General features: G+C 71.8%; 25 protein-coding genes. 13 read left to right on the plus strand and 12 right to left on the minus strand.

All coding sequences use genetic code 11. The annotated features are described in order from the left end of the window. Positions 1–150: 150 nt before the first annotated feature. Genes AB0H84_RS29655 through AB0H84_RS29665 form a run of 3 tightly spaced genes read left to right on the plus strand, consistent with a single transcriptional unit; the run spans position 151 to position 2,044 of the window. Positions 151–1,239: an alcohol dehydrogenase catalytic domain-containing protein gene (locus AB0H84_RS29655; protein ID WP_357611128.1), complete on the plus strand. Its 1,089-nt coding sequence runs from the start codon at positions 151–153 to the stop codon at positions 1,237–1,239. A 44-nt stretch (positions 1,240–1,283) separates the two neighbouring features. Then, a complete protein-coding gene (locus AB0H84_RS29660) occupies positions 1,284–1,682 on the plus strand; it encodes a carboxymuconolactone decarboxylase family protein (RefSeq protein WP_357611131.1) in 399 nt (132 codons plus the stop codon). 50 nt (positions 1,683–1,732) lie between these two features. After that, positions 1,733–2,044 carry a hypothetical protein gene (locus tag AB0H84_RS29665; RefSeq protein ID WP_357611134.1) on the plus strand — a complete coding sequence of 104 codons (312 nt, stop codon included), beginning with the start codon at positions 1,733–1,735 and terminating at the stop codon, positions 2,042–2,044. Here AB0H84_RS29665 and AB0H84_RS29670 read toward each other — a convergent pair. Further along, on the minus strand, positions 2,041–4,254 hold the full coding sequence (locus AB0H84_RS29670) for an MMPL family transporter (protein ID WP_357611136.1): 2,214 nt from the start codon (positions 4,252–4,254) through the stop codon (positions 2,041–2,043). The genes AB0H84_RS29665 and AB0H84_RS29670 overlap by 4 nt on opposite strands. 99 nt (positions 4,255–4,353) lie before the next feature. Here AB0H84_RS29670 and AB0H84_RS29675 point away from each other — a divergent pair, with 99 nt between their 5' ends. Then, positions 4,354–4,875 carry a TetR family transcriptional regulator gene (locus AB0H84_RS29675; protein WP_357611139.1) on the plus strand — a complete coding sequence of 174 codons (522 nt, stop codon included), beginning with the start codon at positions 4,354–4,356 and terminating at the stop codon, positions 4,873–4,875. A gap of 26 nt (positions 4,876–4,901) precedes the next feature. Here AB0H84_RS29675 and AB0H84_RS29680 read toward each other — a convergent pair whose 3' ends face one another. Then, positions 4,902–5,999, minus strand: a complete 1,098-nt coding sequence (locus tag AB0H84_RS29680) for an ROK family transcriptional regulator (protein ID WP_357611142.1) — start codon at positions 5,997–5,999, stop codon at positions 4,902–4,904. A 99-nt stretch (positions 6,000–6,098) separates the two neighbouring features. Here AB0H84_RS29680 and AB0H84_RS29685 point away from each other — a divergent pair, with 99 nt between their 5' ends. Further along, positions 6,099–7,322, plus strand: a complete 1,224-nt coding sequence (locus tag AB0H84_RS29685) for a Gfo/Idh/MocA family oxidoreductase (protein WP_357611145.1) — start codon at positions 6,099–6,101, stop codon at positions 7,320–7,322. A 2-nt stretch (positions 7,323–7,324) separates the two neighbouring features. On the opposite strand, the gene AB0H84_RS29690 is transcribed toward AB0H84_RS29685, so the two are convergent. The 3 genes from AB0H84_RS29690 to AB0H84_RS29700 all read right to left on the minus strand — a co-directional run bounded on the left by AB0H84_RS29690 (position 7,325) and on the right by AB0H84_RS29700 (position 11,633). Continuing rightward, positions 7,325–9,232, minus strand: coding sequence for a PASTA domain-containing protein (locus AB0H84_RS29690; RefSeq protein ID WP_357611147.1), 1,908 nt, complete (start codon positions 9,230–9,232; stop codon positions 7,325–7,327). 106 nt (positions 9,233–9,338) lie between these two features. Next, positions 9,339–10,802 carry a protein kinase gene (locus AB0H84_RS29695; RefSeq protein ID WP_357611150.1) on the minus strand — a complete coding sequence of 488 codons (1,464 nt, stop codon included), beginning with the start codon at positions 10,800–10,802 and terminating at the stop codon, positions 9,339–9,341. Positions 10,803–10,811: 9 nt separating this feature from the next. After that, positions 10,812–11,633: a TIGR03619 family F420-dependent LLM class oxidoreductase gene (locus AB0H84_RS29700; protein WP_357611152.1), complete on the minus strand. Its 822-nt coding sequence runs from the start codon at positions 11,631–11,633 to the stop codon at positions 10,812–10,814. Between the two features lie 88 nt (positions 11,634–11,721). Here AB0H84_RS29700 and AB0H84_RS29705 point away from each other — a divergent pair, with 88 nt between their 5' ends. Both AB0H84_RS29705 and AB0H84_RS29710 read left to right on the plus strand, forming a co-directional pair. Next, positions 11,722–12,969 (plus strand): LLM class flavin-dependent oxidoreductase, encoded by a 1,248-nt coding sequence (locus AB0H84_RS29705; RefSeq protein ID WP_357611155.1) that lies wholly within the window; start codon positions 11,722–11,724, stop codon positions 12,967–12,969. Beyond that, positions 12,966–13,835: a TIGR03619 family F420-dependent LLM class oxidoreductase gene (locus AB0H84_RS29710; RefSeq protein WP_357611158.1), complete on the plus strand. Its 870-nt coding sequence runs from the start codon at positions 12,966–12,968 to the stop codon at positions 13,833–13,835. The genes AB0H84_RS29705 and AB0H84_RS29710 overlap by 4 nt, the downstream gene beginning before the upstream one ends. 43 nt (positions 13,836–13,878) lie before the next feature. Here the strand turns inward: AB0H84_RS29710 and AB0H84_RS29715 are convergent, their stop codons facing one another. Continuing rightward, positions 13,879–14,544 carry a TetR/AcrR family transcriptional regulator gene (locus AB0H84_RS29715; protein ID WP_357611161.1) on the minus strand — a complete coding sequence of 222 codons (666 nt, stop codon included), beginning with the start codon at positions 14,542–14,544 and terminating at the stop codon, positions 13,879–13,881. A gap of 65 nt (positions 14,545–14,609) precedes the next feature. Here AB0H84_RS29715 and AB0H84_RS29720 point away from each other — a divergent pair, with 65 nt between their 5' ends. Continuing rightward, positions 14,610–15,143 carry a hypothetical protein gene (locus AB0H84_RS29720; RefSeq protein WP_357611164.1) on the plus strand — a complete coding sequence of 178 codons (534 nt, stop codon included), beginning with the start codon at positions 14,610–14,612 and terminating at the stop codon, positions 15,141–15,143. On the opposite strand, the gene AB0H84_RS29725 is transcribed toward AB0H84_RS29720, so the two are convergent. After that, the gene (locus tag AB0H84_RS29725) at positions 15,140–15,595 is read right to left on the minus strand and encodes a MarR family transcriptional regulator (protein WP_357611167.1); all 456 of its coding nucleotides are present in this window, start codon (positions 15,593–15,595) and stop codon (positions 15,140–15,142) included. The two genes, AB0H84_RS29720 and AB0H84_RS29725, sit on opposite strands and share 4 nt — an antisense overlap. A gap of 54 nt (positions 15,596–15,649) precedes the next feature. On the opposite strand from AB0H84_RS29725, the gene AB0H84_RS29730 reads away from it, so the two are divergent. From AB0H84_RS29730 to AB0H84_RS29740, 3 genes are all read left to right on the plus strand, one after another. Then, positions 15,650–16,825, plus strand: a complete 1,176-nt coding sequence (locus AB0H84_RS29730) for an NAD(P)/FAD-dependent oxidoreductase (RefSeq protein ID WP_357611170.1) — start codon at positions 15,650–15,652, stop codon at positions 16,823–16,825. A gap of 296 nt (positions 16,826–17,121) precedes the next feature. Further along, positions 17,122–17,931: a HipA family kinase gene (locus tag AB0H84_RS29735; protein WP_357611173.1), complete on the plus strand. Its 810-nt coding sequence runs from the start codon at positions 17,122–17,124 to the stop codon at positions 17,929–17,931. After that, entirely contained in the window at positions 17,928–18,305 is a 378-nt protein-coding gene (locus AB0H84_RS29740; protein ID WP_357611176.1) for a DUF3037 domain-containing protein, read from the plus strand. Before AB0H84_RS29735 ends, AB0H84_RS29740 begins: the two co-directional genes overlap by 4 nt. Before the next feature lie 7 nt (positions 18,306–18,312). On the opposite strand, the gene AB0H84_RS29745 is transcribed toward AB0H84_RS29740, so the two are convergent. The 4 genes from AB0H84_RS29745 to AB0H84_RS29760 form a co-directional block, all read right to left on the minus strand. Further along, a complete protein-coding gene (locus AB0H84_RS29745; RefSeq protein ID WP_357611267.1) occupies positions 18,313–19,155 on the minus strand; it encodes a GNAT family N-acetyltransferase in 843 nt (280 codons plus the stop codon). Between the two features lie 143 nt (positions 19,156–19,298). Beyond that, entirely contained in the window at positions 19,299–20,153 is an 855-nt protein-coding gene (locus AB0H84_RS29750) for a transposase (protein WP_357611177.1), read from the minus strand. Then, positions 20,150–21,787 carry an alpha/beta hydrolase gene (locus AB0H84_RS29755; RefSeq protein ID WP_357611180.1) on the minus strand — a complete coding sequence of 546 codons (1,638 nt, stop codon included), beginning with the start codon at positions 21,785–21,787 and terminating at the stop codon, positions 20,150–20,152. The genes AB0H84_RS29750 and AB0H84_RS29755 overlap by 4 nt, the downstream gene beginning before the upstream one ends. 130 nt (positions 21,788–21,917) lie before the next feature. After that, positions 21,918–22,826 carry a LysR family transcriptional regulator gene (locus AB0H84_RS29760; protein WP_357611183.1) on the minus strand — a complete coding sequence of 303 codons (909 nt, stop codon included), beginning with the start codon at positions 22,824–22,826 and terminating at the stop codon, positions 21,918–21,920. 125 nt (positions 22,827–22,951) lie between these two features. Here AB0H84_RS29760 and AB0H84_RS29765 point away from each other — a divergent pair, with 125 nt between their 5' ends. After that, a complete protein-coding gene (locus AB0H84_RS29765) occupies positions 22,952–23,461 on the plus strand; it encodes a nuclear transport factor 2 family protein (protein ID WP_357611186.1) in 510 nt (169 codons plus the stop codon). Between the two features lie 26 nt (positions 23,462–23,487). After that, positions 23,488–24,795, plus strand: coding sequence for an FAD-binding oxidoreductase (locus tag AB0H84_RS29770; protein WP_357611189.1), 1,308 nt, complete (start codon positions 23,488–23,490; stop codon positions 24,793–24,795). A 75-nt stretch (positions 24,796–24,870) separates the two neighbouring features. On the opposite strand, the gene ispG is transcribed toward AB0H84_RS29770, so the two are convergent. Next, entirely contained in the window at positions 24,871–26,034 is a 1,164-nt protein-coding gene (gene ispG / locus AB0H84_RS29775; RefSeq protein WP_357611192.1) for a flavodoxin-dependent (E)-4-hydroxy-3-methylbut-2-enyl-diphosphate synthase, read from the minus strand. Positions 26,035–26,061 lie beyond the last annotated feature (27 nt).

Consider the following 26,061-nt stretch of genomic DNA (forward strand, 5'->3'; position numbering starts at 1 on the left):
CGCGACCCGCCGTACCATCCTGGCCTCCCACTATTTGGCCTAGCGCTCGCTTGGGTTTGCGCCGAGCGTAAATTCGGGCCGCGGGGGTGTCAACGGCCTGCCCGAGCAACCGCTTGCTCGCGACAACATGGCCGGGTTACCGTGTGGCGCATGCTGATGCGCGCGGCCGTGCTGACCGGGTTCCACGCCCCCATGGAGATCCGCGAGGTCGAGATCGCCGACCCCGGCCCCGGGGAGGTCCGCGTGCGGATCAAGGCCTCCGGCGTGTGCGGCTCCGACCTCAAGGCCATCGACGGCAAGAGCCCGGTGGTGAAGAGGCTGCCGTTCATCCTCGGGCACGAGAGCGCGGGCGTGGTGGAGAGCGTCGGCGCGGGCGTCACCGGCGTCCGGCCCGGCGACCACGTCATCATCTCGATGAACGGCCCCTGCGGGCGCTGCCGCCACTGCGGGGCCGGCCGGTTCCACCTGTGCTCGGGCCCCGCCAGGCTTCAGGCGATCATGGGCGGCGCCCCCAGGATCACGCTGGACGGCGAGGAGACGCGCCGGTTCATCGGCATCGGGTCGTTCGCCGAGTACGCCGTCGTCGCCGAGACCATGTGCGTGAAGGTCACGGCCGACGCGGCGCTGGACGCCCTGTGCCTGCTGGCCTGCGGCGTCGTCACCGGCGTCGGCGCGGTGCTGAACGTCGCCAGGGTCCCGCCCGGCGCCGCCGTCCTCGTCGTGGGCTGCGGCGGAGTGGGGCTCAACGTCATCCAGGGCGCGCTGCTCGCGGGCGCCACCACGATCGTGGCCGCGGACGTGGCGGAGCAGAAGCTCAAGCTGGCCGAACGCTTCGGCGCCACCCACACGATCCTCGCGGACGATCTGCCCCGCCAGGTGGACGAGGTGGTAAAGGGCGGCGTCGACTACGCCTTCGACGCGACGGGCGCCCCCGGCGTCCTGTCGAGCGCCTTCGCCGCGACCCGCTCCGGCGGCACCACGGTCATGGTGGGCAGCCCGCCCCAGGGCCGGCCGGTGGAGCTGGATCCCGGCCTGCTGTTCGCCTCGCGCCGCCTCATGGGCACCCAGGGCGGCGACGCCGCACCCCATCGCGACCTGCCCATGCTGGCCGACCAGTACCTGCGGGGCCGCCTCGACCTCGACGGCCTCATCTCGGAACGCCTGCCGCTCGACCAGATCAACGAGGCGGTGGCCCACGTGCGGGAGGGCTCGGTCGCCCGTACCGTCATCACGTTCTGACCGGACTTGCGTCAGAGCACGCTCCAACCCCTAGCGTGGATCACATGGACGCACGACAAGAGAAGTACGAGCAGGGCCTGGAGGTCCTCAGGCAGATCGACGGCGAGGCGGGGCAGCGGGTGATCGACTCGCTCGCGGACATCTCACCCGAGCTCGCCCACCAGATCGTCGCCTGGGGCTTCGGCGAGATCTACTCCCGCCCCACGCTGCCGCCCCGTGACCGGCAGCTGGTCACCCTGGGCATCCTGACCGCTCTGGGCGGCTGCGAACCCCAACTCGAGGTGCACATCAACGCCGCACTGAACGTCGGGATCACCCCGGCCCAGATCGTCGAGGCGTTCCTGCACGCCGCGGGCTACTGCGGCATGCCGCGCGCGCTGAACGCGACCTTCGTGGCCAAGAAGGTCTTCGCCGAACGCGGCCTCCTACCGGTCGAGAACTGACCCGCCTCCGCTACTCTGAGTAGCGAACGATCTCGGAGAGGAGACGCGCGGTGCGGATCCGGCGGGCCGCCACGGCCACCCTGCTCGCGGCCCTGACCGGCCTGGCGCCCGCCCAGGCCGCGCGGGCCGCGAGCATCTACGACTTCGCCGGCCAGGGCGTGATCATCTGGAGCGAGCCCCGGGCCGGCTCCGCCCGCGTCGGCCTCGGCAATCCGGGCGAGGGCTTCGTGTCGGACCGGTCGCAGGAGCGCGAGCCGTACCGCTGCGAGTGGTTCGACAGCCTCCTGTGGCACCACGGCCGCAACGCGACCACCGGCGCGGCCGGCTGGGTGGCCGCCTGCGACCTCGTCGACGCCGACTAGACCCCCAGCTTGACCGGCTCCGGGCGCTGAGGCTCCGGGCTGTCCTCCTCGTGGCCCTCCACCGAGAGGTTCGGCAGCAGGCGGTCCAGCCAGCGCGGGCACCACCAGTTGAGCCGTCCCAGCAGCACCATCGTCGCCGGCACCAGGAACCCCCTGATGAGCGTGGCGTCCACCGCGATGGCCGCCGCGAGCCCGACCCCGAACGTCTTCACCATCGGGTCCGGGTACGCGATGAAGGCCACGAACACGGCCACCATGATCAGCGCGGCCGACGTGATGACCCGCCCCGTCGAGCCGAGCCCCTCCGCCACCGCCCGCGCGTTGTCCCCGTGCCGCTGGTACGCCTGCCGCACCGCCGTCAGCAGGAACACCTCATAGTCCATCGACAGCCCGAACAGCACCGCGAACAGCATCAGCGGCACATAGCTCTCGATCGGCACCGAGAAGAAGAGCGTCTGCACGGCGTGGGAGCCTGCGGGAGCGTCCATGCCCACCAGCGCGCTGCCCAGGCCGATCGAGAACACCAGGGCCAGCGCGCCGAAGGCGGCGCCGAGCGAGATCAGGTTCATCACCGCGGCCTTCACCGCGACGACGGGAGCGCGGAAGGCGAGCAGCAGGAGCAGGGCGCTCAGCAGCACCACCACGCCGATGACCAGCGGGGTGCGCTCCGACATCCGGGTGCCCGAGTCAGCCATGGCCGCCACCTTGCCCCCCACGTGCACGCTCACGCCCGGCAGCGAGATGGCCCTGATGTCCTTGACCACGTCGGCCGCCCGCGTGTCGCTGGGGGCGTAGTCGGTGACGACCTGCAGCAGGATCGAGCGGCCCGAGGTGCTGACTTTGGGAGTGGCCACGTGCGCGACGCCGTCGACGTCCTGCACCTCGCGGGCGACCTGGTCCACGACGGGATCCTTCGGGTCGGCCACCTGGGAGGGCAGCTCGGCGACGACGATCAGGGCGCCGTTGGCGCCGGGGCCGAAGCCGGTGGCTATCAGCTCGTAGGCGCGCCTGGGCTCCGAGCCCTGGGTGCCGTACCCGTCGTCGAGCGGCCCGAGCTTCAGCGCCAGCGCCGGGGCCGCGAGCAGGCCCAGCACCACCACGCTGCCGAGCAGCACCCGCCACGGCCGGCGCGCCACCCACGACCCCAGGCCAGCCCATCCGGAGCCCGAGGAGCCGCCGCCGCGCAGGAAAGGCACCTTGAGCGCGTTGATCCGGTGGCCGAGCAGGCCGAGCAGGGCGGGGACGAGCGTGACCGAGGTCAGCACGGCGGCGATGACGGAGATGCCGGTGATCCAGCCCAGCGTCGCCAGCAGCGGGAACCCGCCCAGCATGAGCGCGCTCAGCGCGATCATCACCGTGCCGCCCGCGAACACCACGGCCCCGCCGGAGCTCGCCACGGTACGCCGTACGGACTCCACGACCGGCACCCCGTCCGCGAGCAGCCGCCGGTGCCTGGACAGCAGGAACAGCGCGTAGTCGATGCCCACGCCGAGGCCGATCATCGTGGCCATGATGCCCGCCTGCTTGGGCACGTCCAGCACGTGCCCGAGCAGCCCGATCACGCCGAGCCCGGTGGCGACGCTGACCAGGGCCGCGAAGATCGGCACCAGCGCCGCCACCAGCGTCCCGAACGCGAACACCAGCACCAGCAGCGCGCACACCACGCCGATGATCTCGCTGGGCCCGGTCTTGATCTCCTTGTCGGCGGGGGAGGAGCTGTCGGCCGCCACCACCTCGATCCCGGCGGCCCGCGCCGGATCCGCCGCCTTCGACAGGGCGCGGGTGTTCTCGGCGGGCTTGGTGCTGTCGTGGCCCTGCATGCGGATGGTGATGAGCCCGATCTGCAGGTTGGAGGCGATGCCGCCGCGCCGGAACGGCGTGTCCACCTGCACGACGTGCGGCACGGCCCGCAGCCGCGCCAGGGCGTCCTCCACGGCCTGCTTGCGCCGCTTGTCGATGAGCGGCCCGTCGGCGGAGTACAGGACGAGCTGCACCGTGCCGCCGGGATCGTAGCCCGGCCCGAAGCCGCTCTTCATGAGATCGTGCGCCCGCTGCGTGTCCGTGCCGGGGATCGACACGTCGTTGCTGACCGGGCTGCCGAGCACGAGGCTCCCGCCCATCAGCGCCGCCGCCACGACCACCCATGTCGCCAGCACCAACCGGCCGTGCCGCGCGCACCAGCCGCCCAGCCGCCCAAGAAACCGCGTCATCGCCTGAAGTCCCTTTCGACGGCCGTCCTGTACGGTCGTACAGGATTACGATAAAGCAGGAAATATCCGGATGGGATGGATCGCACCGGAAATGAGACGATGACCACACCCGACGACACCCGGAGCCGGATCCTGGCCGCGGCCAGGCAGCTGTTCGCGGAGCGCGGTTACGCGGGCACGTCCCTGGCCGACATCGCCGCGGCAGTGGGGCTGACCAAGACCGCCGTCGCCTACCACTTCCACCCCAAGGACCGCCTGGCCTACGAGCTGCTCGCCCCGGCGGCCGATGACATGGTGGCACTCCTCGGGACCGACTTTCCCGACAGGGAGGGGTTCGTCGGGGCGCTGGTGACGTTCGCGGTGCGCTACCGCTCGGTGATCCGCCTCTTCATGGAGGATCTGGCCGCCGAGGACCCCGTCTCGCCGGACTCGGAGCGCGCGACGGTCAGGTCCTTCAGGGACGAGATCTTCGCCAGGCTCGCCGGCGCCGACCCCGATCCGAGGACCCGGCTCAAGAGCTGGGCCCTGCTGGGCGCACTGCAGTGGGGCGCGGTCAGGACGATGGACCTGCCCGAGGACGAGGTCCGCGAGGTGCTGCTGGAAGCCTGTCGCGGCTTCTAGAGCCGTCCAGATCCCTCTAGAGCCCTCTAGAGCCCGAGAACCTCGCGCTCCACGTGGTCGAGCGCGAGGCGTACCGCGCCCAGCGCCACGGCCTCGTCCCCGAACGTGGAGGCCACCACCTCCGGCACGCTCACGCAGAGCTCGGCGAGGTGGCGGCGGAGCGGCTCGAGCAGCACGTCGCCGGCCCGCGCGTGGCCGCCGCCGAGCACCAGCAGATCGGGGTCGACGGCCAGAGCGAGCGCGGAGGCGCCGATCGCCAGGCGCTCGGCGTAGCGGTCGACCCGCCGCACGGCGTCGCGGTCGCCCGTCAGCGCCGCCTCGAACACCTCCGCCGCCGAGCTCTCCTTGACCAGCTCGCGGGTGGCGTCCTCCCAGCCGACCTGGCGCAGCGTGCCGATCTCGCCCGCGGCCCCGTTGCGCCCCTGATGCAGCCGGCCGCCGATCAGGATGCCCGCGCCCGCCCGGTGACCGGCGAGCACGTACACGACGTCGGAGGCGTGCTGCGCGCCGCCGCGCCAGTGCTCGGCGAGCACGGCGAGGTTGGCGTCGTTGGCGGCCAGCCCGGTGCAGCCGAACCAGCGCCCGGCCGGCCCCGCCAGATCCACGCCCGTCCAGCCGGGCAACGTGATCGACAGCGACACGCGCCCGGTGCGGTCCACGATGCCCGGGGTGCCCGCGGCCACGGCCCACACCCGCCTGCGCGCGACCCCCGCTCCGTCCGCGCAGGCCAGCGACGTACGCCGGGCCGCCTCCAGCCGCTCGTGAGGCGCGGCGCCGCCAGGGACGCCGGTCCGCTCCCAGGCGATCACCTCGCCGTTGAGGTCGGCCAGCGCGGCCACGATCGCGTCGCCGCCGACCTCCACGCCCAGCACGTAGCCGGCGTCCGCGCGGAACCCGAACCGCCGCGCGGGCCGGCCCATCACGCCCTCGTCCGGCGGCACCTCCCGGACGTAGCCGCGCTCCCCCAGCTCGTCGAGGACCGTCTCCACCGTCTGCCTGGACAGCCCGGTGACGCGGCCGAGCCGGGTCAGCGTGGCCACGCCCTCGCGGCGCAGGGCGCTCAGCGTGAGCCGGGTGTTCACCTTGCGCAGCAGCGAGGCGTCACCCGGGCGGAGCTCGGTCACCTTATGAGACCCTTCTCCATAACTCCATATTGACGCAGAACAGGCAGGATCCTAGCATCGGCCGGACATACGGTAGCTGGTTACATATGTGGAGGCGCAATGGTCACGCTCGCCGTCGTGGGCGCGGGTTCGCGGGGGGCCTCGTACGCCCGCCACGCCGTCGAGACCGGCCAGGCGCGGGTGGTCGCGGTGGCCGATCCGCTGGCCGCCCGCCGCGCCAGGTTCCCCGGCGCGGCGCAGTTCGCGGACTGGCGCGAGCTGGCCGCGCGGCCCCGGCTGGCGGACGCGGTGATCATCGCGACCCAGGACAGGGAGCACGTCGAGCCCGCGGTGCGCCTCGCCGAGCTGGGCTACGACATCCTGCTGGAGAAGCCGATGGCGGTCTCCGAGGAGGACTGCCGGAGCATCGTGGCGGCGGCCGAACGCTCCGACGCCGTCTTCGCCGTCTGCCACGTGCTGCGGTACACGCCGTACACGCGGGCGCTGAAGAGGCTGCTGGACGAGGGCAGGATCGGGGAGATCGTCAGCATCCAGCACCTGGAGCCGGTCGGGTGGTGGCACCAGGCGCACTCGTACGTGCGGGGCAACTGGCGGCGGGCCGACGAGTCCACGTTCATGCTGCTCGCCAAGTCGTGCCATGACCTCGACTGGCTGGTGTACCTCACGGGCAGGCAGGTCACGCGCGTGTCGTCGTTCGGCGGGCTCAAGCACTTCCGCCCGGAGAACCGCCCGGAGGGCGCGGCCGACCGCTGCCTGGACTGCCCGGTCGAGGCGGCGTGCCCGTACTCTGCCCGGCGCATCTACCTCCCGCTGGCCGGGCGCGAGGTGTGGCCGCTGTCGGTGCTCACAGAGGACGTCTCCGAGGCGGGCGTGCTGGAGGCACTCAGGACGGGCCCGTACGGCAGATGCGTGTACGCCTGCGACAACGACGTGGTCGACCACCAGGTCGTGAACATGGAGTTCGAGGGGGGCACGACGGCGTCGTTCACCATGACCGCCTTCACCCCGTCACTCCACCGGCAGACCCGCGTCTTCGGCACCCGAGGCTCGATCGACGGGGACGGCGAGCGGCTGACCGTCCACGACTTCGTCACCGGCCGCGCGGAGACCGTCGAAACCCGGCCCACGGGTGACTCGACGGCGGGTGGCGGCCACGGGGGCGGTGACGAAGGGCTGGTGGACGCGTTCCTGGCCGCGGTCGCCACCAGGGACCGCTCCTCGATCCTCTCCTCGCCGAGGGCGAGCCTGCACAGCCACCTCATCGCCTGGGCCGCCGAGAGGTCCCGGCTGAACGGCGAGACCGTCACCCTCGAAACGCGATGACGTCACTCGCCGGCGATCGTGCCCGTCGGGGTCTCCGGGGGCTCGTTGGGGTCGGGGCCCGACTGGGCGGCCAGGCCGACCACGATCACGACGGCGCTGCCCGGCTCGGCGCACGTGCCCGGCTGGACGGTCTGGCTGAGGACCGTGCCCACCCGGGACTCGTCGTCCACCACCTGCCCCTTCGACCGTGCCGTGAAGCCGGCCGCGGTCAGCGCCGCCCGCGCGTCCTCCAGGGACCGGCCGACGACCGAGGGCACCGAGACGCCGTTGCGGGCCACCGTGAGCGCCACCGGGGTGCCGCCCGTGACGCGGCTGCCCGCCTTGGGCTGCGTGGAGAGCACCTGGCCGTCCGGCTGGTCGGTGCAGGAGCGGGTGACGGCGCCGACCGCCAGGCCGGCGCCGGTCAGGCGGGCCTCGGCGGCCTTGAGCTGCAGCCCCGTGACCGCGGGCACGGGCAGCCCCGCCGACACCTGCAGTGAGACCGTGCTGCCCTTGGCCACCGCCGTGCCAGGGGCGGGCTCGGCGCCCAGGACCTGGCCGATCTTCTGGGGCGAGTCGAGCTGGGTGACAGTGCCCAGGACGAGCCCCGCCCGTTTCAGCGCCTTTGCCGCCGCGCTCCTGTCCATTCCCGTCAAGGGCGGGACCGGGACCGATTGCGCCACCGGCGGGTCGGCGGTGGGCTTTCGCTCCTGCGTCTTCTCCGGCGCGGGCGGGGAGGACCGGCCCGCCGGGGAACGGGTTTTCACGGGCTCCGAGTGCGGGGGGACCGACGGACCGGCCGCCTGGGACGGCCGGACCTCGGGGTCCTTGTTCATCGCGGGGACGAGAGTGGTGAGCAGGACGGCGGCCGTGACGCACAGGGCCGCGCAGACCGCGATGACCGCCCTCGGCCAGCCGCGCCCCGGCGTCGATGGAGCGTCCCGGGGGGTGAACGGCGGGCCGCTGCCCTCCCGGGTGTCCGGTAACCGGTAGCCGCCGGGCGTCCCCGTGGCCTCGGGCTGGGCGACGGGCGTGCGCGGCTCGGAGGGCGCCGAGCGCTGCTCGGGCACCAGCGGCGGAGTGGCCCGCAGGATGTGCGGCGGGGGCGAGCTCAGCACCTCGGCCGGCACCTCGTTCCCCTGGCCCAGGAGCTCGAAGAGCAGGTCCCTGCTGGTCGGCCGGTTGCGCGCGTCCTTGTCCAGGCACGCCTCGACCAGCGTGCGCAGCCGCCCGTCCAGGCGTCCCAGCTCGGGCGGCGCGGTCAGGATGCGGTGCAGCACCGGCGCCACCGAGTCCTGCCCGAACGGCGCCGTGGCGTTGGCCGCGAAGCACATGGTGGCGCCCCACGAGAACACGTCCGCCGCCCCCGTGACGGCCGACGCGGTGATCTGCTCGGGCGCCATGTACGCAGGCGTGCCCACCCCCCGCCCGCTCACCGTGGCCGCCGCGTCCAGCGCCCTGGCCAGGCCGAAGTCGATCACGCGCGGCCCGTCGGAGCCGAGCAGCACGTTCTGCGGCTTGAAGTCCCGGTGGACGATCCCCGCCCGGTGGATGGCCGCCAGCGCGGTGGCCGTGCTGACCGCGAGCCGCTCCAGCGCGCCGCCTCTGCGCGGCCCGGTCAGCGCGACCTCCCGGTGCAGCGAGGGCCCGTCGACGTACTCGCTCACGATGTACGCCCGGCCCTCGTCGAAGCCGGCGTCGATCACCTGGGCCGTGCAGAACCTCGCCACGTGCTTGGCCAGCTCGACTTCCCGCAGGAACGCCGCCCGCTCGTCGCCGACGGGTCCGTGCAGCAGCTTGACCGCGTACGTCTCCCCGCCCCGCGAACCGAGGAACACCGTGCCCTGTCCGCCCTCACCCAGCCGTCCGGAGAGGTGGTACTCACCGAGTCGCTGGGGGTCCCCCGTTCTGAGCGGCTGCGCCGTTGGCACGGGCGCCTCCCCTCGCCGCCACCCTTCCTGCTCTCTACTGAAAGCAACGGGCCGCGTTCAGTCAACGGTGCGCAGGGCAATCGCCGCCTGACCGTGACACAGCTGGTCAGGAAGCCCGTGCGACCGTGCCCGAATACGTCACTTCGTCCTTACCCTGGCGCGTCACCTTGATGGCCATCCGGTTCGAGTCGGACATCGGGAACATCCGCAGCGTTCCCGGATAGCACTCGTTCCCCGTGACCTGATCGAGGGTGAAGACCGCGCCGCGCCCGCTGCGCGCGAGCCGCCCGGAGCAGTGCAGGTCCGCTCCCCACCGCATCGCCCCGCCGTCGGAGCCCATGCGCAGCTCCACGGGGAAGACCCGGTGCGCGGTGAAGTGCTCGGCGGAGCCCGTCCACGTGCCTTCCAGCCCCGGCGCCTCCGCTCCGCGCAGCCAGAACACGAACCCGGCCACCGCCATGGCCACCCCGATCGCCGCCACGCCCACCTGCCAGGGCCGCACCCGCCTGCGCGCCGGCGCCTTCGTGAGGGTGTCGCGGGCGACGGCGGGAAAGCTCGTGGTGGGGTCGGGGTCCATGATCCGCCCGGAGTCGCCGGGCGGCGCGCCCTCCATGACCAGCCGCAGCCCGGCCGTGGCGGGGTCGCCCGCGGTGGAGGCGGGCGCGGTGGAGGCGGGCACGGTGGAGGCGGGCACGGTGGAGGCGGGCACGGTGGAGGCGGGCGCGGAGCGGGTGGCGGCCTGCGCGCCCGACGACAGGACGTCGCCGCCCGCCGCCTGCCCCAGCAGCCGCCGCAGCACCTCCTCCGCGTCGGGCCGGTCCCCCGGCTCCGGCGCCAGGCAGGACTCCACGATCTCCCGCAGCCGCCCGGTCAGCGTCCCGAGGTCCGGCTTGCCGTACAGGATCCTCGCCAGGACCTCCTGGTAGGTGTCCGCCTTGTACGCGTGCCGCCCCGTGGCGGTGTACACGACGGTCAGCCCCCAGGCCCACAGGTCGGCGGGCGGCCCGGCCGGCTCGCCCTTGATGCGCTCGGGCGCGAGGTACGCCGGGGTGCCGACGGGCACCGCGGTGGTCGTGGCCGCGGTGTCCATGAGCCGGGCCACGCCGAAGTCGATCACTCGTGGCCCGTCGATCCCGAGCAGCACGTTGTGCGGCTTGAAGTCGCGGTGCACGACGCCGGCCCGGTGGATGGCCCCGAGGGCGGTGGCGGTGCCGATGGCCAGCCGCTCGAGCGAGCCGCCGAGGCGCGGCCCCCTGGCGACGACGTGCTCCAGGAGCGAGGGGCCCTCGACGTACTCGCTGACCAGGTAGGGGCGGTCGCCTTCGAGGTCGGCGTCGAGCAGCTGGGCCGTGCAGAACGCCGCCACCCGGCGGACCGCCTCGACCTCCCCCAGGAACCTGCGCCGCACGTCCGAATCGCCGGACAGGCTCGCGTGCAGCAGCTTGACCGCGACCTGGGCGCCCTGCGCCGAGTGGCCGAGGTAGACGACGCCCTGACCGCCCTGGCCGAGCCTGCGCGACAACCGGTACGACCCCAGCTGGCGCGGGTCATCGGCTCGGAGTTCGGACATATCTTGCGATTATGCCGGGGTTTCGATCAGCCTCGCATAATCATCGAGGATCGGCAGCACCGTGTCCGCGGGGCCGCTGGGGAGCGTGGCCACCGCCTCCTCGATGCCGAGCTCGGCGAAGTAGTCGAGCTTCTCCCTGGTCGGCATCGTCCCGAACGGGATCACCTTGGCCATCGGCCGGCCCGCCTTCTCGCACGCCTCGCGCAGCATCGGCAGCGCCGCCTTGACGCCCTTGCCGCCGATCGGCATCCAGCCCTCGGCGTACTCGGCGACCTGGGCGAACAGCTTCGGCCCCGCCGCGCCGCCCACGTACACCGGTGGCCCGTTGCGCGGCTTGGGCCAGGACCAGGACGGCTCGAACCCGTCGAACGAGGCCACCTCGTCCCGCCACAGCGCCTGCATGGCGAGCACGTTCCGCCTGGCCACCTCGCGGCGGCGGCCGTACGGGACGCCGTGGTTCTCGATCTCCTCGACGTTCCAGCCGAAGCCGACCCCGACCACGACCCGGCCGCCCGACAGGTGGTCGAGCGTGGCGACGGCCTTGGCGGTCACGATGGGGTCGCGCTGGGCGGCGAGCAGGACGCCGGTCCCGACGCGCAGCCGCCGCGTCGCGGCGGCGGCGAAGGAGAGGGCCACGAGCGGGTCGAGCGTGTGCTTGTACTCCTCGGGGAGCTCGTCCTGGCCCGTCGCGGGAGGCGTACGGCGCGAGACCGGGATGTGGGTGTGCTCAGGCACGTAGAGCGAGTCGAAGCCCCGCTCCTCCGCCGCCCTGGCGAGGTCCTGGACCGGCATGGCCAGATCCGTGACGAACATCGTGACCCCGAGCCTCATGCGATCTCCTCCTCGTTAACCAAGCGATTGCTCGGTTAAGATTTCCAGAGTACCTTGCAGAAGACCGTTCCGCGGAAAGAGGTTCCCGGTGAAGTTTTCTATCTTCCTGAATCCGCAGATTCCCGGCTCCGGGTACGCGGCCGAGGAGAACGCCAAGGCCAGACGGCCCATCGGGCGCGACACCGAGTCGTACCAGAAGCTGCTGCACGAGGTGCGGGAGATAGCCGTGCACGCCGACCAGCTCGGCTTCGACGCGCTGATGATGACCGAGCACCACTTCCATTCGGAGGGCATGGAGTTCTCGGTCAACCCGCTGATGTTCCTCACCGACCTCGCCGCCAGGACCGAGCGGATCCTGCTCGCGCCGCTCGGCCTGGTGCTGCCCGCCTGGGACCCGATCAGGGCCGCGGAGGACGTGGCGCTGCTCGACCAGTTCAGCAAGGGACGGCTGCGGCTGGGGGTGGCGCGCGGCTACCAGAACCGGTGGATGAACGTGCTGGGCCAGCGCTGGCACGCGGCCGCCGCGCGTTCGGACGGCTCGGCCTCCGACACGCGGAACTTCGACGTCTTCGGCGAGGTGCTGAAGATCATGAAGATGGCGTGGACGCAGGAGACGCTGCGCTACAAGTCGGATGTGCTGGACTATCAGGTGCCTTATCCGTATGAGGGCATCGAGGGGTGGCCGGCGCTGGAGTGGACCCGGACGTTCGGCGCGCCGGGCGAGCTCTCCGAGGACGGGAAGGTGCAGGCCGTCTCCGTCTGCCCCCGGCCGTACCAGAACCCCCATCCGGAGCTGTGGCAGCCGTTCACGATCTCGGACCGGTCGGTGATCAGGGCCGCCCAGGAGGACATCCTGCCGTGGATGTTCACCCCCAACCCGGACGACCACGCGGCCAAGGCCAAGCTGTACCAGGAGGAGTCCGCCAAGCAGGGCCGCCACTACAAGCTGGGCGAGCACACCGGCATCCTCAAGATCGTCGGCATCGCGGACACCACCGAGGAGGCCATCAACACCTTCGGCCGCAGCATCCCCAAGGACTTCGCCGCCTTCTTCGGCCCGTTCGGCTACCTGGAGGTGCTGCGGAAGAAGGAGGACGAGAAGCACAAGCCCATCTCCCCGGAGAAGGGCGACGCCAAGCGGATGAACGACGTGGAGATGGCGCTCTTCGGCACCCCGGACGACGTCAAGCGCGGCATCCAGCGGATGCTCGACCGGATGCCCGACCTGGAGTGGTTCGGCCTCTACATGCAGGGCCAGCAGGGCGTGCTGCCGCTGGACACGGTCAAGCGGAACCTGGAGCTGTTCGCCACCAAGGTCATCCCGGAGTTCCAATGAGGTTCTGGCTGGGGGCCTCGTTCGTCGACACCGACCAGTTCCTGGAGCTGGCGCGGGCGGCCGAGCGGTGCGGGTTCGACACGCTGACGCTGTCGGACCACCTGTTCTACGCCGACTTCGCCACTCCTTACCCGTACTCGCGGTCGGGGCGGCCGCGCTGGGACGCGCGTACGCACTGGCCGGACGCGTGGGTCACGATCGGCGCCATGGCCGCGGTCACCACCTCGCTCCGCTTCTCCCCGAACGTCTACATCGCGCCCGCCCGCGACCTGTTCACCGTGGCCAAGCAGGTGTCCACGGCGGCGGTCCTGTCGCGGGACCGGGTGACGTTCGGGGTGGGGGTGGGGTGGTGCAAGGAGGAGTTCGTCGGCACGGGGCAGGACTTCCACACGCGTGGACGGCGCCTGGACGCCATGCTCCCCGTCCTCCGCTCCCTCTGGGCCGGCGAGACGGTCACGCTGGACGGCCTCCCCGAGCTGTCGATCTCCCCCACCCCGTCCCGGCCGATCCCCGTCTACGTGGGCGGCGACAGCGACGCAGCGCTGCGGCGGGCGGCCCGGCTGGGTGACGGGTGGATCGGGAACCGGATCTACACGGAGGAGCAGCTCGACACCGTGCTGGACACGCTGCGGCGGCACCTTTCCGAGAACGGCAGGACCGGGCCCTTCGACATCGTCGCGCCGCTCGCGGTGCTGCCGGACGCCGACACGTACCGCCACTTCGCCGCCAAGGGCGTGACCGCGACCATGGCCGCGCCGTGGTGGCTGGCCACCCCCGAGGAGAAGGCCCGGTACGGGGAAGGGACGCTGGAGCTCAAGATCGCCACCATGGAACGCTTCGCCGAGGAGGTCATCGCCAAGCTCTGACGCCGGCGGGGCGGGAGGGCCGGCTCCACCATGACCGGCGACGTCAGCGGGGCGGCAGGCCCAGCTCCACCATGGCCAGCTCGGCCGGCTCCATCGGGCCTTCCGCCACCGCGCCCTCCCGGCCCTCCACCACCGCGCCCTCCGGGGCCTCCGCCGCCGCGCCCCCCGGGGCCTCCGTCACCGCGCCCTCCCGGCCTTCCGCCGCCGCGCCCTCCGGGGCCTTGGCCGCCGCACCGATGCGGGCCAGGGCCGCCTTGCCGAGATAGCCGCCGTACGCGGCCAGCGCCCGCCTGGACGCCTCCTCCGGCGGCTGGCCGGCCTCCTCCAGGGCGGCCCGCATGAAGGCCAGCCGCCGTTCGGTCACCCGCCGCACCACCGGGCCCACCACCGGGTCGTCGGCCTCGCTGATCAGCCGGAACGAGATGGCCGCGTCACGCCCGTCGCCGAAGGCCCGCTCGAGCAGCACCCGCATGCGCTCCACCGGATCGCGCACCAGCACCAGCCCGGCGATGATCGCCTCGGTCTCGGCCTCCCACCGCTCCAGCGCCGCCTCGACCAGCGCCTGGCGGTGGGGAAAGTGCCAGTAGAAGCTGCCCTTCGACACGCCGAGCCGTACCGCCACCGGCTCCACGGCCACGGCGGCCGTGCCGCCCTCCGCCAGCGCGTCCAGCGCGGCCTTCGCCCAGTCGTCCGCGTTCAACCGACCCACCCGCCCATCCTTCCATACGCCGCCGTATAGTCCCTTCCATACGCAGCCGTACGGAAGGGGCAGCCATGCCGACGCTCACCGACCGGTTCATCCCTCGACCCGACGCCGCGGAGCGCCACTCCATCGTGATCCCCGCGTCACGCGACCGCGTCTGGGCTGCCGTCACCCGCCCGACCTCGGTCAACCTCCGGGCGATCGTCGCCATCCGGAACGTGGCCGCGCGGTTGAGCGGCGGGCGGCCGGAGCGCGAGGCACCCCGCTTCACGCCGCTCGCCGAGGACCCGGGGCGCGAGGTGGTCCTGGGCATCATCGGCCAGTGGTGGCGCATCGGCCGCGCCGATAGCGCGGGCCCGATCACCGGCGCCGGCGACTTCGACGCGTTCGACCGCCCCGGCTACGCGAAGGGCACGCTCAGCTTCCTGCTGGAGGAGGCGGGCGAGGGGCGCGTCAGGCTGGTCACGGAGACCCGCGTGGTGGCCACCAGCGAGGACGCGCGCCGCGCGTTCCTGCGGTACTGGATGGTGATCCGGCTCGGCAGCGGCCTGATCCGGCACATCATGCTCGCCGCCATCCGCGCCCGCGCCACCCGAACCCCTTAGGCGCCTTCGGCGAGGTTCCCCAGGATCCGCCGGAGCATGTCCGTGACCTGAGCGACCTCCTCCGGCGAGAACCCCGCGAAGACCTGGTGGCTGATCCTTCCGAAGATCGGCGGCAACCCTGGCACCAACGCCCGGCCCTCGTCCGTCAGCTCGATGACGATCGAGCGCCGGTCCTCGGGATGCCGGACCCGCCGCAGCAGCCCCTTGGCCTCCAGCCGGTCGAGCAGCCTGGTCATCCCGGCCGTGTCCGTGCCGAGCCGGCTCTTCAGCAGGCTGGGCGTGCTGTCACCGCGCGAGGCGTGCAGCAGCAGCGCGGCCTGCTGCGCCGTGAGACCGAGGGGGGCGAGGCGCCGCTCGGTCTCGGTGTTCAGCTCCCTGCCCACCTGCACGAGCAGCGACCCTCCCCCCAGGACCAGCTCGAACGTCGACTGCGGCGCACGGTTCTCGTTCATCCCGGCAGAATATCCTGCGTAGACATTTGCTGTCGTGACAGCTACAGTCGCGACATGCCTGATATTCAGCTCTTGATCGTGGGAGGCGGGATCGCCGGATTGTGCCTTGCCCAGGGCCTGCGGCGGGCCGGCCTCGGCGTCACCCTCTTCGAACGCGACCCCTCGGCCGCCCACCGCCCCCAGGGCTACCGCATCAGCCTCAAGGAGACCGGCGCACGGGCCCTGCGGGCCTGCCTGCCGGACGACCTGTTCGACCTGGCCGTGGCGACGTCCATCCGCCCGGCCACCCGCATGATCTTCATGGAGCCCGATCTGCGGCCGAAGTTCGCCAAGGACATCCCGGAGCAACAGCCCGGCGTGGACGGCTTCGGCGTCAACCGGCTCACGCTCCGCGAGATCCTCGTCTCCGGGTTGCCGGACTCCGTCCGGTTCGGCATGGACTTCCAGCGGTACGAACGGCTGGGCGACGGCCGCGTGCGCGCCCACTTCGCGGACGGCCGGAGCATGGACGGCGATCTGCTCGTGGGGGCGGAGGGCGTCGGCTCGCGGGTCCGGGCGCAGCTCCTGCCCGATGCCGTGGTGGACGAGCTCGACTGGGCCCTGTACGGCAGGACGTGGATCACCCCCGAGCTGCTGTCCGCCACGCCGCCGGAGCTGGTCGACTCGTTCAACCGGGTCATCGCCCCTGACGGGAGCGCGATCGCCGTCGCCACCTGCCGTCCGTTCACCCCCGCGCCCGAGGCGGTGGCCCGCCACGCCCCCGGCACACGGCTGACGGACGTCCCCGGCTACTTCTCGTGGACCCTGAGCACACCCGGCCCCCGCCCCGACGGCGCGTCCCCGGCCGCCCTGCACCGGCTGGCCATGGACACGGTGCGCGGCTGGCACGAGGGCGTGCGCCGCATCGTGCACGAGGCGGCGCCGGAGGAGACGTTCGTCGTGCGGACCCATTCGGCGCGGCGCGTGGAACCATGGCACGACCCCGCGGTCACGCTGGTGGGGGACGCCGTGCACAGCATGAGCCCGGGGCGGGGCGAGGGCGCCAACGTGGGGCTCCGGGACGCCCAGGTGCTGAGCGACCTGCTCGGGACCGCCGCCGCCAAGGGTCAACCGCTCGCGACCGCCAAGGCCGCGTACGAACGCCGCATGCTCGACTACGCCTTCACCGCCGTCGACGCCTCCCGCCACCACCCCTTCGCCCCTTTCCAGCCCCGCACCCCTGCCGGCTGACCCGACTCCACCCCCGCACCTTTGCTGTCGCACCGCTCTTCCCGCACGCGACGCACCGACCCCCACCGCGGCGCCCGTCGAGGACACGTCCCGGCGTCCCGCCATCCCCCATTGCGCCGAGCGCCACCGCACACCATCCCGCCGACCCGGCGCCGGTCAGGGGTGGCATGGCACGGCGGCGCAACCTCCGAACCGGCGACGCGCGGCCTCGGCAAGGGCGGCGCTGGGGGCGGGGAGCGGAGGGGGCGTGGTGGGGGGAGGCGAGAAGGGGTGGGCGTGGGCGATAGCCTCATCCTGTGCTGGAAAAGATCGCAGCCACCCGTTATGTGACCCCGTTGCGGGAGGGCGGGTCGCTGCCGGGCGTCGTCGAGGCCGACGACCTGGGCACTTACGTGGTGAAGTTCCGTGAGGCGGGTCAGGGCCGGCGGGTGCTGGTCGCCGAGATCATCGCCGCCGAGCTGGGCCGCCGCCTGGGGCTCAGGATCCCCGACCTCAAGCTCATCGACCTGGACCCGCAGCTGGGCATCAGGGAGCCGGACGAGGAGGTGCAGGACCTGCTCAAGGCCAGCACCGGGCTCAACCTGGCGGTCGACTTCCTGCCCGGCGCGCTCGGGTTCGAGCCGCTGGCCTGGGTGGCGGATCCGGTGTTCGCGGCGAGGGTGGTGTGGTTCGACGGCCTCATCCACAACATCGACCGGAGCTGGCGCAACCCCAACCTGCTGGTCTGGCACCGCGACACCTGGCTGATCGACCACGGGGCGGCGCTCTGGTTCCACCACAACTGGAAGACGGCCAATCCCGAGCGGGTGTTCGACGCGGGTGACCACGTGCTCGCGCCGTATGCCGGTGACGTGCGGGCGGCGGGTGCCGAGCTGGCCGGTAAGATCGACCGGGAGCTGCTGGAGACCGTGACGGCGCTGGTGCCCGACGAGTGGCTGGACGGCGAGCCGGGCTTCGACGGCCCGGATGCCGTGCGCGAGGCCTACGTCGACCATCTGCTGCGGCGGGCGCACGGCCCGCACGAGTGGCTCGTGCGGTCCGAGGCGAAGGCTCAGCAGACCGGGCCGGGATCCGTGGGCGAGTTCTGGCGGGGAGGCGGCCGGTGACCAGGGACGTCTACGAGTACGCGGTGATCCGCGTGGTGCCCAAGGTGGAGCGCGGCGAGCTGATCAACGCCGGCGTGCTGCTCTACTGCCAGCCGCGCGGCTACCTGTGCGCTCGGGTCCAGCTCGACCCGGACCGCCTGCGCGCACTCGACCCGGGCGTCGACCTCGACGGGGTACGCCGGGCGCTCAGCGCGTACGAGCTGGCCTGCGGCGACAAGCCGGGGCCGCTGGCCGAGGAGCCGCTCGGCGGCAGGTTCCGCTGGCTGACGGCTCCCCGCAGCACGATCGTCCAGGCCGGGCCGGTGCACGCGGGCCTCACCGCCGACCCGGACACCGAGCTGAACAGGCTCTTCGACAAGCTCGTACGGGTCTAGAAGGCTCTCAGAAGAGCACCGACATGAACGTGTCGACCTCCTGGAAGCCCACCTTGCGGTAGACGGCCCTGGCCGAATGGTTGAAGTCGTTGACGTACAGCGTGACCACAGGGGCGAAGAGGCTCAGCGCGGCCTCGACGACGGCCGCCATGCCCGCCACGGCGTGGCCCCTCCCCCGCAGCTCCGGCGCGACCCAGACGCCCTGGATCTGGCAGGCCTGCGGCGTGACGGCCCCGATCTCCGCCTTGAAGACCACCCGCCCCTCGTCGATGCGGGCGTAGGACCGGCCGATCCTGATCAGCTCGGCCACGCGGGTGCGGTAGAGGGCGCCGCCGTCGCCGAGGTTGGGCGAGACGCCGACTTCCTCGGTGAACATGGCCACGCAGGCAGGCAGCACGATGTCGAACTCGTCCGGCCGCACCCGGCGTACCAGGGGATCGGGGGGCACCGGCGGCTTGCGCGAGGTGGCCATGACCGGCTGCGCCCACCGGATCGCCCGGGCCCGGCCCCAGTGCGGCTCGAGGCGCTCCCACAGCAGGGAGACGGCGTCGACCGGGCCCACGATGGAGGAGCAGCGACGCCCCTGCTTGCGGGCGCGGTCGGCGAACGCGTGCACGGCCTCGGGACCGGCGTTGACCGGCACCATGTTGGCACCGGCGTAACAGAGTGACACAAGTCCACCGCGCGGCCCGAAACCCCACATCTGCCCGCCCAGCCTCGCCGGATTGAGTCCGACGGCCCGCACCCGGGAGGAGACGAAGACGTTCGCGACCGGGTCGGTGTCCAGCAGGGCGAGAACCTCGTCCCGATCGCTGTCGTCGAGCACGCGCGACGCCGATGTACGCAGCATCACATGGTCAGACTACGCGAAGGGTTACCGATTAGCTCATAGGGCGATGCCGACGGTAATCCATTCTTGACGTCATATCGCGTCAACGACTCAGCCCTAAAGGGCTGAGCTTGCAGCTCATCGTCATGACTGGAGGTCAGGCGTCAGGCCGCGTTCGGCTGGTTGACAGCAGCCCAGCCCGCGACGCCGCGTGAGGCGATGTTGCGGGCTGCGTTGACGTCGGCGTGCTCAGCGAAGCCGCACGACGTGCAGGCGCAGGTTTCCTGGTTCGGCCGGTTGCGTTTGTCCACGTGCCCGCACGCCGAACACCCCTGCGATGTGTAAGCCGGATCGACGTACACCACGGCGACACCGGCACGGCGGGCCTTGTAGGCGACGAACTGGCCGAGCTCGTGGAACGCCCACGAGTGCAGCGTGACCCGCTGGGGCTTGCGGAGCCGTACCCGGTCGCGGATGCCCTGAAGGTCTTCCAGGGCGATCCCGCGTCCGGTGCGTGCAGCCTCGGTCACGATGTCTTTTGAGATGACGTGATTGACGTCCCGGGCGAACCGAGCCTCCTTGCGCCTGCGGGCCTTGAGCAGGCGTTTGGCGGACTTGGTCTGCTTGGCCTGGAGGCGGCGGCGGAGCTCCCGGTTGCGGTGCCGGACCGCGTTCAGGTGCTTGCCCGAGTGACGCTTGCCGTCGTCGGTGGTGGCGATGTTGGCGATGCCGAGGTCCACGCCGAGGAAGCCGTCGGGTTCGGTGACGTCGGTGTCGGGGATGTCGCAGGTGGCGATCAGCAGCCACATGCCGTCGCGGCGAACGAGGTCTGATTCGCTCTTGCGGTAGGCGGCCAGCGCGGCGGCCTGCTCGTCGGAGCAGCAGTTCCGGAACGTCTTCGTCTCCCACGCGATGCGGGAGACGAGGTTGGCGGCTTCGTTGCACAGGCGCAGGGTGTCCGCCAGCGCCGCCTCCTGGGCAGGCGTGGGGAACAGTCGCACCTGCACAACGAATTTCACGCGGCGCCGTAGGCGATTCCTCCCGGGCGTGAAGGCCCGAGGTTCCTCGCTATATGTGGCTGAAGCAGCCCGAGGAGCCCGAGCAGGCCCTCCGCGGAGGTCTCGGCCGCCATGCGCTGGGACGCCTTAGGCTCGGGCAGCGCGGGGCACTCCACGTCCCGCCGCGGCAGCGTGCCGTCCCTCAGGTACGCCGCGAGGCGGGCGTCCACGCACGTGTTGCCGGCCAGCGAGACCCCGTGGTTGCCGCCGCCTTCGACCACCATGGTCGCGCGGTCGAAGTGCCTGCGCATCTCCAGCGCCCCCTTGTACGGCGTCGCGGCGTCGTCCCGGGACTGGATCATGAGTATCGGCGGCAGCTTCCGCGACCCCTTCACGTCGACCGGCGTGCCGCCCGGGGCCGACCAGTAGAGGCAGGGGGCGTTGAACCAGGCGTTCGGCCAGGTCATGAACGGCGCCTGGCGATGCATCCGCGTCATGTCGGCCTTCCACTTGCCCCACTCGCGCGGCCACTTGGCGTCGGTGCACTGGACGCCCAGGTAGATGGCGTAGCCGTTCTCGGCCTTCGCGTCGTCCTTGCCGTACTTCTCGTAGAGGCCGAGCAGCCCGCCGACGTCGCCCTGCCGTACGTACGAGGACCAGGCCTGCGCGAACTGGGGCCACACCCGGTCGCTGTACCCGGCGGTCGTGTAGATGTCGTCGAGCTCGCTCGGCCCCACGATGCCGCCCGCCGGACGGGCGTGCAGCCGGTCGCGCATCGCGTAGTAGGCGAACGACGTCTGCTTGGCGGTGGCGCCCAGCTTGTAGGCGGAGTTGTGCCTGGCGGTCCAGGCGAGGAACTGGCGGTGGCGGTGCTCGAAGGCGCTGTCCTGCCTGAGGTTCGACTCGTACCAGACCAGCGTGGGGTCGATCGTGCTGTCCATGACGAGCCGCTTGACCCTGGACGGGAAGAGCGTGGCGTAGACGGCGCCCAGGTAGGTGCCGTACGAGTAGCCGAGGTAGCTGATCTTCTCCTCGCCGAGCGCGGCGCGGATGGAGTCCATGTCCCTGGCGGAGTTCTCGGTGGTGAGGTACGGCAGCAGCCAGGCCCAGTGGTCGCCGCACCGGTTCGCGTAGTCGGCCGCCCTCGAGAGCAGCACCCGCTCCTCCGCCTCCCCGTGCGGCACCGCGTCCGGCCGGGGAGCCTTGAAGTACGTCTCCGGGTCCACGCAGTGCACGGCCGGCTCGCTCCCGCCGACGCCGCGCGGGTCGAACCCGACGATGTCGTACCGCTCGCTCACGTCCTGCGGCAGCGCCGCGGCCACGAACTCGGTCAGCTCCCGCCCGGATGCCCCCGGCCCGCCGGGGTTCACCAGGAGCGTGCCGAGATGGTTGGCGTCCCTGGACACCTTGGCCTTGATCCGGTTGATGGCCAGCGTGATCGCCTGCCCCATGGGCTCGCGGTAGTCGAGCGGTACGCGTACGGTGGCGCACTCGAGATCGGCTGACGTGGCCCTCTCCGGTTCGCTCGGACACGGCGCCCACGCCACGTCGCCCGGCATCCCCCTCGCACCAGTGGCCAGCGCCGTCCCGTCCGCGCTCACGATCCCGCCGACGAGCAGCGCGACACCTGCGACAACCCCCATGACCCGCTTCACCGGGCCCCCTTCCCCGTGTCCATAGGCCTGCGATGCTCCCGTGAGCGACCGGGTCATGACGCTGGGTATGGGGAAATGCTTGCCAAGTTGTCATGGCCTGATTGCATCCAGTAACGGCTCTTTCCGGTCTTTACAAAGCCGTCGTCTCCGAAAGGGTGAGCAGGTCATAGGTGGCCTGGGCGAAGGCGCGGACACGGGCGGTGGCGCCGTCGGCTCGCCAGATCAGCCCCCAGCGTAGTGGCGGGGCGTCGCTGATGGGGATGTAGGCGACGTCGGGGCGCGCGTAGTAGCGCCTGGCCTGGGCGCCGACAGGGAAGACGCCGTGGCCGGCGCCGATGAGGGTGAGCATCTCGTTGAACGTCGAGGCCGAAGGACCGGGCTCGATCGGCCTCCCCGAGGGCGTGGTAGGCGGGGTACGGTCCGCTCGCAGGGACTCCGGCAGCGAATCGGGCAGCTGCAGGAGCTTCACCCTGGCCAGGTCTTCCAGGCAGATTCTCCGGCGGCGGGCGAAGGGGTGCTGCGAAGGCACCGCGAGCATACGTGCCTCGGACACCAGGACCGGCCCGGTGACGATGTCGGGTTCGTCAATGGGAAGGGTGCCGAGGGCGAGATCGACTTCTCCGCTCCGCAGCCAGGGCATGAGGTCGACCATCTGCGCTTCGCGGAGGTGAACGTCGCAGTCCGGCTGGCGCCTGCGGAACAGCTCGGCGGCCCCGGCGAGCAGTTGCCCGCCCGCGGCGCCGACGAAGGAGACCCGCAGTGAGCCGGTCAGGCCGCGGCCGGTGTCGATCGCCCGCTCGAACGCGGTCGTGATCTGGCCCCAGGCGGGGCGGACCTCCTCGTAGAGCCGCCGCCCCACCTCGGTCAGCTCCACCCGGCGGCTGGTGCGGTTGAACAGCGGGATTCCGATCCTGCGTTCCAGTTTGGCGATGGTCTGGCTGATCCGGGCCGTGGACACGTGCAACCGGTCGGCGGTGCGGCCGAAGTGCAGCTCCTCCGCCAAGGTGAGGAACGCCTCCAGCTCGTGCCGTTCCAGCATGGCACTCCTCCGAATCGTTAATCCCAGCTTCACGATCCTTGCACAGCCGCGCATTGATCGCGCCCTTGCCCAGGCCGAGAGTAGTAACCGCTCAAACACCCCTCTGACCTGCACAGGAGCAAGCGATGTACGTCACCGCCGAACACGCCCTGTCCGCTCCGGCCGCCGACGTGAACGCGGTCGTCCGGGAACTGCGGGACCGTGCCGAGATCCTGGACGCGCTGTACCGGTTCGGCCTGGGCCAGGACCTGAAGGACAAGGCGCTGTTCGCCTCCGCCTTCGCCGCCGAGGCCGAGCTGGACTTCCGCCCGGCCGCCGCCAAGTGGGGCGGCGGGCCACCGGTGATGTACGGGCGGGAGACGATCGTCGTCACCATCCTGACCATGTTCACCGGCCGGGTGGACACCACCCACCAGGTCACCAACCCCCGGATCGTCGTGGACGGCGACACCGCGCGGCTGACGGCCCTGGTGGAGGCCCAGCATCTGCTCACCGCCGACCCCGCCACCTTCGCCCTGCTGAAGAACCCCTACGACGTCGACCTGATCCGCGACGGGGAGCGCTGGGTCATCCGCCGGCTGCGCATCGACAACGCCTGGTACACCGGCGACCCCACCGCGATCTTCGGGGCCTGACCATCAACGCCTGGACGGGAAGAAAGATGACCAACAAGCTGAACGACCTGCGCAACCTCGTCCGCGGACGGGTCCTGCTGCCCCGAGATGACGGCTTCGACCAGGCCCGGCGTCCCTGGAATCTGGCCGTCGAACAACCCGTCGCCGCCGTGGTCGAGGCGGCCGACACCGCCGACGTCGCGGCTGTGGTGCGCTTCGCCCGTACCCGCGGCCTGACGGTCTCAGCCCAGCCCAACGGCCATGGCGCCACCGGAGACCTGGACGGCGTGATCCTGCTGCGCACCCGGCGGCTGGACGCTCTGGAGATCGATCCGGCCGCCCGCCGTGCCCGCGTCGGCGCGGGCGTGTCCTCGGGCCGCGTGCAGGCCGCCGCCGCACCGCACGGTCTGACCGGCCTGCCCGGCAGCTCCCCTGTCGTCAGCGTCACCGGCGTCGCCCTCGGTGGCGGGCTGAGCTGGTTCGGCCGCACGTACGGCTGGGTCGCCGACAGCGTGACCGCGTTCGACATCGTGGACGCCGAGGGGCGGCCGCGGCACATCACCGCCGGCACCGACCCCGACCTGTTCTGGGCCCTGCGCGGCGGAGGCGGCGACTTCGCGATCGTCACCGCCCTGGAACTCGCCCTCCACCGGGCGCCGCACCTGTACGGCGGCCGGATGCTGTGGCCCGCCGAACACGCCCCTGCCGTGATGGACGCCTATCGGCAGATCACCCTGACCGCCCCCGACGAGCTGACTGTCTGGCTCGACCTGCTGCACTTCCCGGGGGCCGACCCCATGGTGGCGGTGGACGCGACCTACCTCGGCGACACCGCGCAGGCCCGCGACCTGCTGAACCCCCTGGACCGGCTCCCCCGCCCCTTCGCCGACAGCAGACGGACCATGACCGTCTCCGAACTCGGCACCATCACCGCCGAACCCACTGACCCCGGCGTGGGCTCCTCACGCGGCGAGCTGCTCGCCGACCTGGACGACAGCACGGCCAAGACGCTGCTGGCGGATCCCATCGCCCCGCTGCTGAGCGTACAGATACGCCGGCTGGGCGGCGCGTTCGCACGCCCGTCCGACAGCCCGCACGGCCCGCTGGCCGAACCGTACGCCCTCTACCTGTTCGGCCTGCCGACCGACCCGGCAACGGCCGGGGCCATCACCGCCAAGCAGCGCGCGCTCAGCGGCGCGCTCCCGGTGAGCGGCCGCAAACCCTTCACCTTCCTCAGCCCCGGAGAGAGCGCTGCCGACGCCTTCACCCCCGCCGCGCTGAACCGCCTGCGCGAGATCAAACGCCGCCGGGACCCGCACAACGCCTTCCGCAGCAACTTCCCCGTCCTCAGCTGAACGCCCCGATCCGCGCCGACCAGCCGGCGGCGCACACATCGGTGCGCCGTAAGCCGGTGGATCGTGAAGGGGCCGTCAGCCGACGACGACCTGGGGGCCGGAGTCGTCGTCGAGGTCGACCTCGACGCCCATCTCCTCGGCCAGCCGGAGCGCCTCCTCGATCAGCGTCTCCACGATCTGCGACTCCGGCACCGTCTTGATGACCTCGCCCTTGACGAAGATCTGCCCCTTGCCGTTGCCGGAGGCCACTCCCAGGTCGGCCTCCCGGGCCTCCCCCGGCCCGTTCACCACGCATCCCATCACGGCCACCCGCAGCGGCACCTTGAGCCCTTCGAGCCCCGCCTGCACCTGCTCCGCGAGCGTGTACACGTCGACCTGGGCCCGCCCGCACGACGGGCAGGAGACGATCTCCAGCCCCCGCTCGCGCAGCCCAAGGGACTCCAGGATCTGGGCGCCGACCTTGACCTCCTCCACCGGAGGCGCGGAGAGCGAGACCCGGATGGTGTCGCCGATGCCCTCCGCCAGCAGGGCGCCGAAGGCGACCGCGGACTTGATGGTGCCCTGGAAGGCCGGGCCGGCCTCGGTGACGCCCAGGTGCAGCGGGTAGTCGCACTTCTGGGCGAGCAGCCGGTACGCGTTGATCATCACGACCGGGTCGTTGTGCTTGACCGAGATCTTGATGTCGCGGAACCCGTGCTCCTCGAAGAGCGAGCACTCCCACAGCGCCGACTCGACGAGCGCCTCGGGCGTGGCCTTGCCGTACTTCTGCAGCAGGCGCGGGTCGAGGGAGCCGGCGTTGACGCCGATCCGGATCGGCACCCCGTGGTCGGAGGCGGCCCGAGCGATCTCGCCCACCTTGTCGTCAAATTTCTTGATGTTTCCGGGGTTGACCCGGACCGCCGCGCACCCCGCCTCGATGGCGGCGAACACGTACTTGGGCTGGAAGTGGATGTCGGCGATGACCGGGATCTGCGACTTCTTCGCGATGATCGGCAGCGCGTCGGCGTCGTCCTGGGACGGCACGGCCACGCGGACGATCTGGCAGCCCGACGCCGTGAGCTCCGCGATCTGCTGCAGCGTGGCATTGACGTCGGCGGTCACGGTGGTCGTCATCGACTGCACCGAGACGGGCGCGTCACCGCCCACGGGCACGCTGCCGACCATGATCTGGCGAGAGTGTCGGCGTTCGGCGAGCGGCTTGGGACGGACCGTCGGGATGCCGAGAGCAACAGAAGACATTTCAACCCTTACTTGACGACGGTTTCC

Origin of the sequence: Nonomuraea sp. NPDC050786, from assembly GCF_040654115.1 — a bacterium.
GTDB lineage: Bacteria > Actinomycetota > Actinomycetes > Streptosporangiales > Streptosporangiaceae > Nonomuraea.

What these genes read in the sequence shown, in the direction of transcription:
- AB0H84_RS29655 (WP_357611128.1), top strand. Translation starts at nt 151, where the DNA reads ATGCTGATGCGCGCGGCCGTGCTGACCGGGTTCCACGCCCCCATGGAG.
- AB0H84_RS29660 (WP_357611131.1), top strand. Translation starts at nt 1,284, where the DNA reads ATGGACGCACGACAAGAGAAGTACGAGCAGGGCCTGGAGGTCCTCAGG.
- AB0H84_RS29670 (WP_357611136.1), bottom strand. Translation starts at nt 4,254, where the DNA reads ATGACGCGGTTTCTTGGGCGGCTGGGCGGCTGGTGCGCGCGGCACGGC.
- AB0H84_RS29675 (WP_357611139.1), top strand. Translation starts at nt 4,354, where the DNA reads ATGACCACACCCGACGACACCCGGAGCCGGATCCTGGCCGCGGCCAGG.
- AB0H84_RS29685 (WP_357611145.1), top strand. Translation starts at nt 6,099, where the DNA reads ATGGTCACGCTCGCCGTCGTGGGCGCGGGTTCGCGGGGGGCCTCGTAC.
- AB0H84_RS29695 (WP_357611150.1), bottom strand. Translation starts at nt 10,802, where the DNA reads ATGTCCGAACTCCGAGCCGATGACCCGCGCCAGCTGGGGTCGTACCGG.
- AB0H84_RS29700 (WP_357611152.1), bottom strand. Translation starts at nt 11,633, where the DNA reads ATGAGGCTCGGGGTCACGATGTTCGTCACGGATCTGGCCATGCCGGTC.
- AB0H84_RS29710 (WP_357611158.1), top strand. Translation starts at nt 12,966, where the DNA reads ATGAGGTTCTGGCTGGGGGCCTCGTTCGTCGACACCGACCAGTTCCTG.
- AB0H84_RS29720 (WP_357611164.1), top strand. Translation starts at nt 14,610, where the DNA reads ATGCCGACGCTCACCGACCGGTTCATCCCTCGACCCGACGCCGCGGAG.
- AB0H84_RS29725 (WP_357611167.1), bottom strand. Translation starts at nt 15,595, where the DNA reads ATGAACGAGAACCGTGCGCCGCAGTCGACGTTCGAGCTGGTCCTGGGG.
- AB0H84_RS29730 (WP_357611170.1), top strand. Translation starts at nt 15,650, where the DNA reads ATGCCTGATATTCAGCTCTTGATCGTGGGAGGCGGGATCGCCGGATTG.
- AB0H84_RS29745 (WP_357611267.1), bottom strand. Translation starts at nt 19,155, where the DNA reads ATGCTGCGTACATCGGCGTCGCGCGTGCTCGACGACAGCGATCGGGAC.
- AB0H84_RS29760 (WP_357611183.1), bottom strand. Translation starts at nt 22,826, where the DNA reads ATGCTGGAACGGCACGAGCTGGAGGCGTTCCTCACCTTGGCGGAGGAG.
- AB0H84_RS29765 (WP_357611186.1), top strand. Translation starts at nt 22,952, where the DNA reads ATGTACGTCACCGCCGAACACGCCCTGTCCGCTCCGGCCGCCGACGTG.
- AB0H84_RS29770 (WP_357611189.1), top strand. Translation starts at nt 23,488, where the DNA reads ATGACCAACAAGCTGAACGACCTGCGCAACCTCGTCCGCGGACGGGTC.
- ispG (WP_357611192.1), bottom strand. Translation starts at nt 26,034, where the DNA reads ATGTCTTCTGTTGCTCTCGGCATCCCGACGGTCCGTCCCAAGCCGCTC.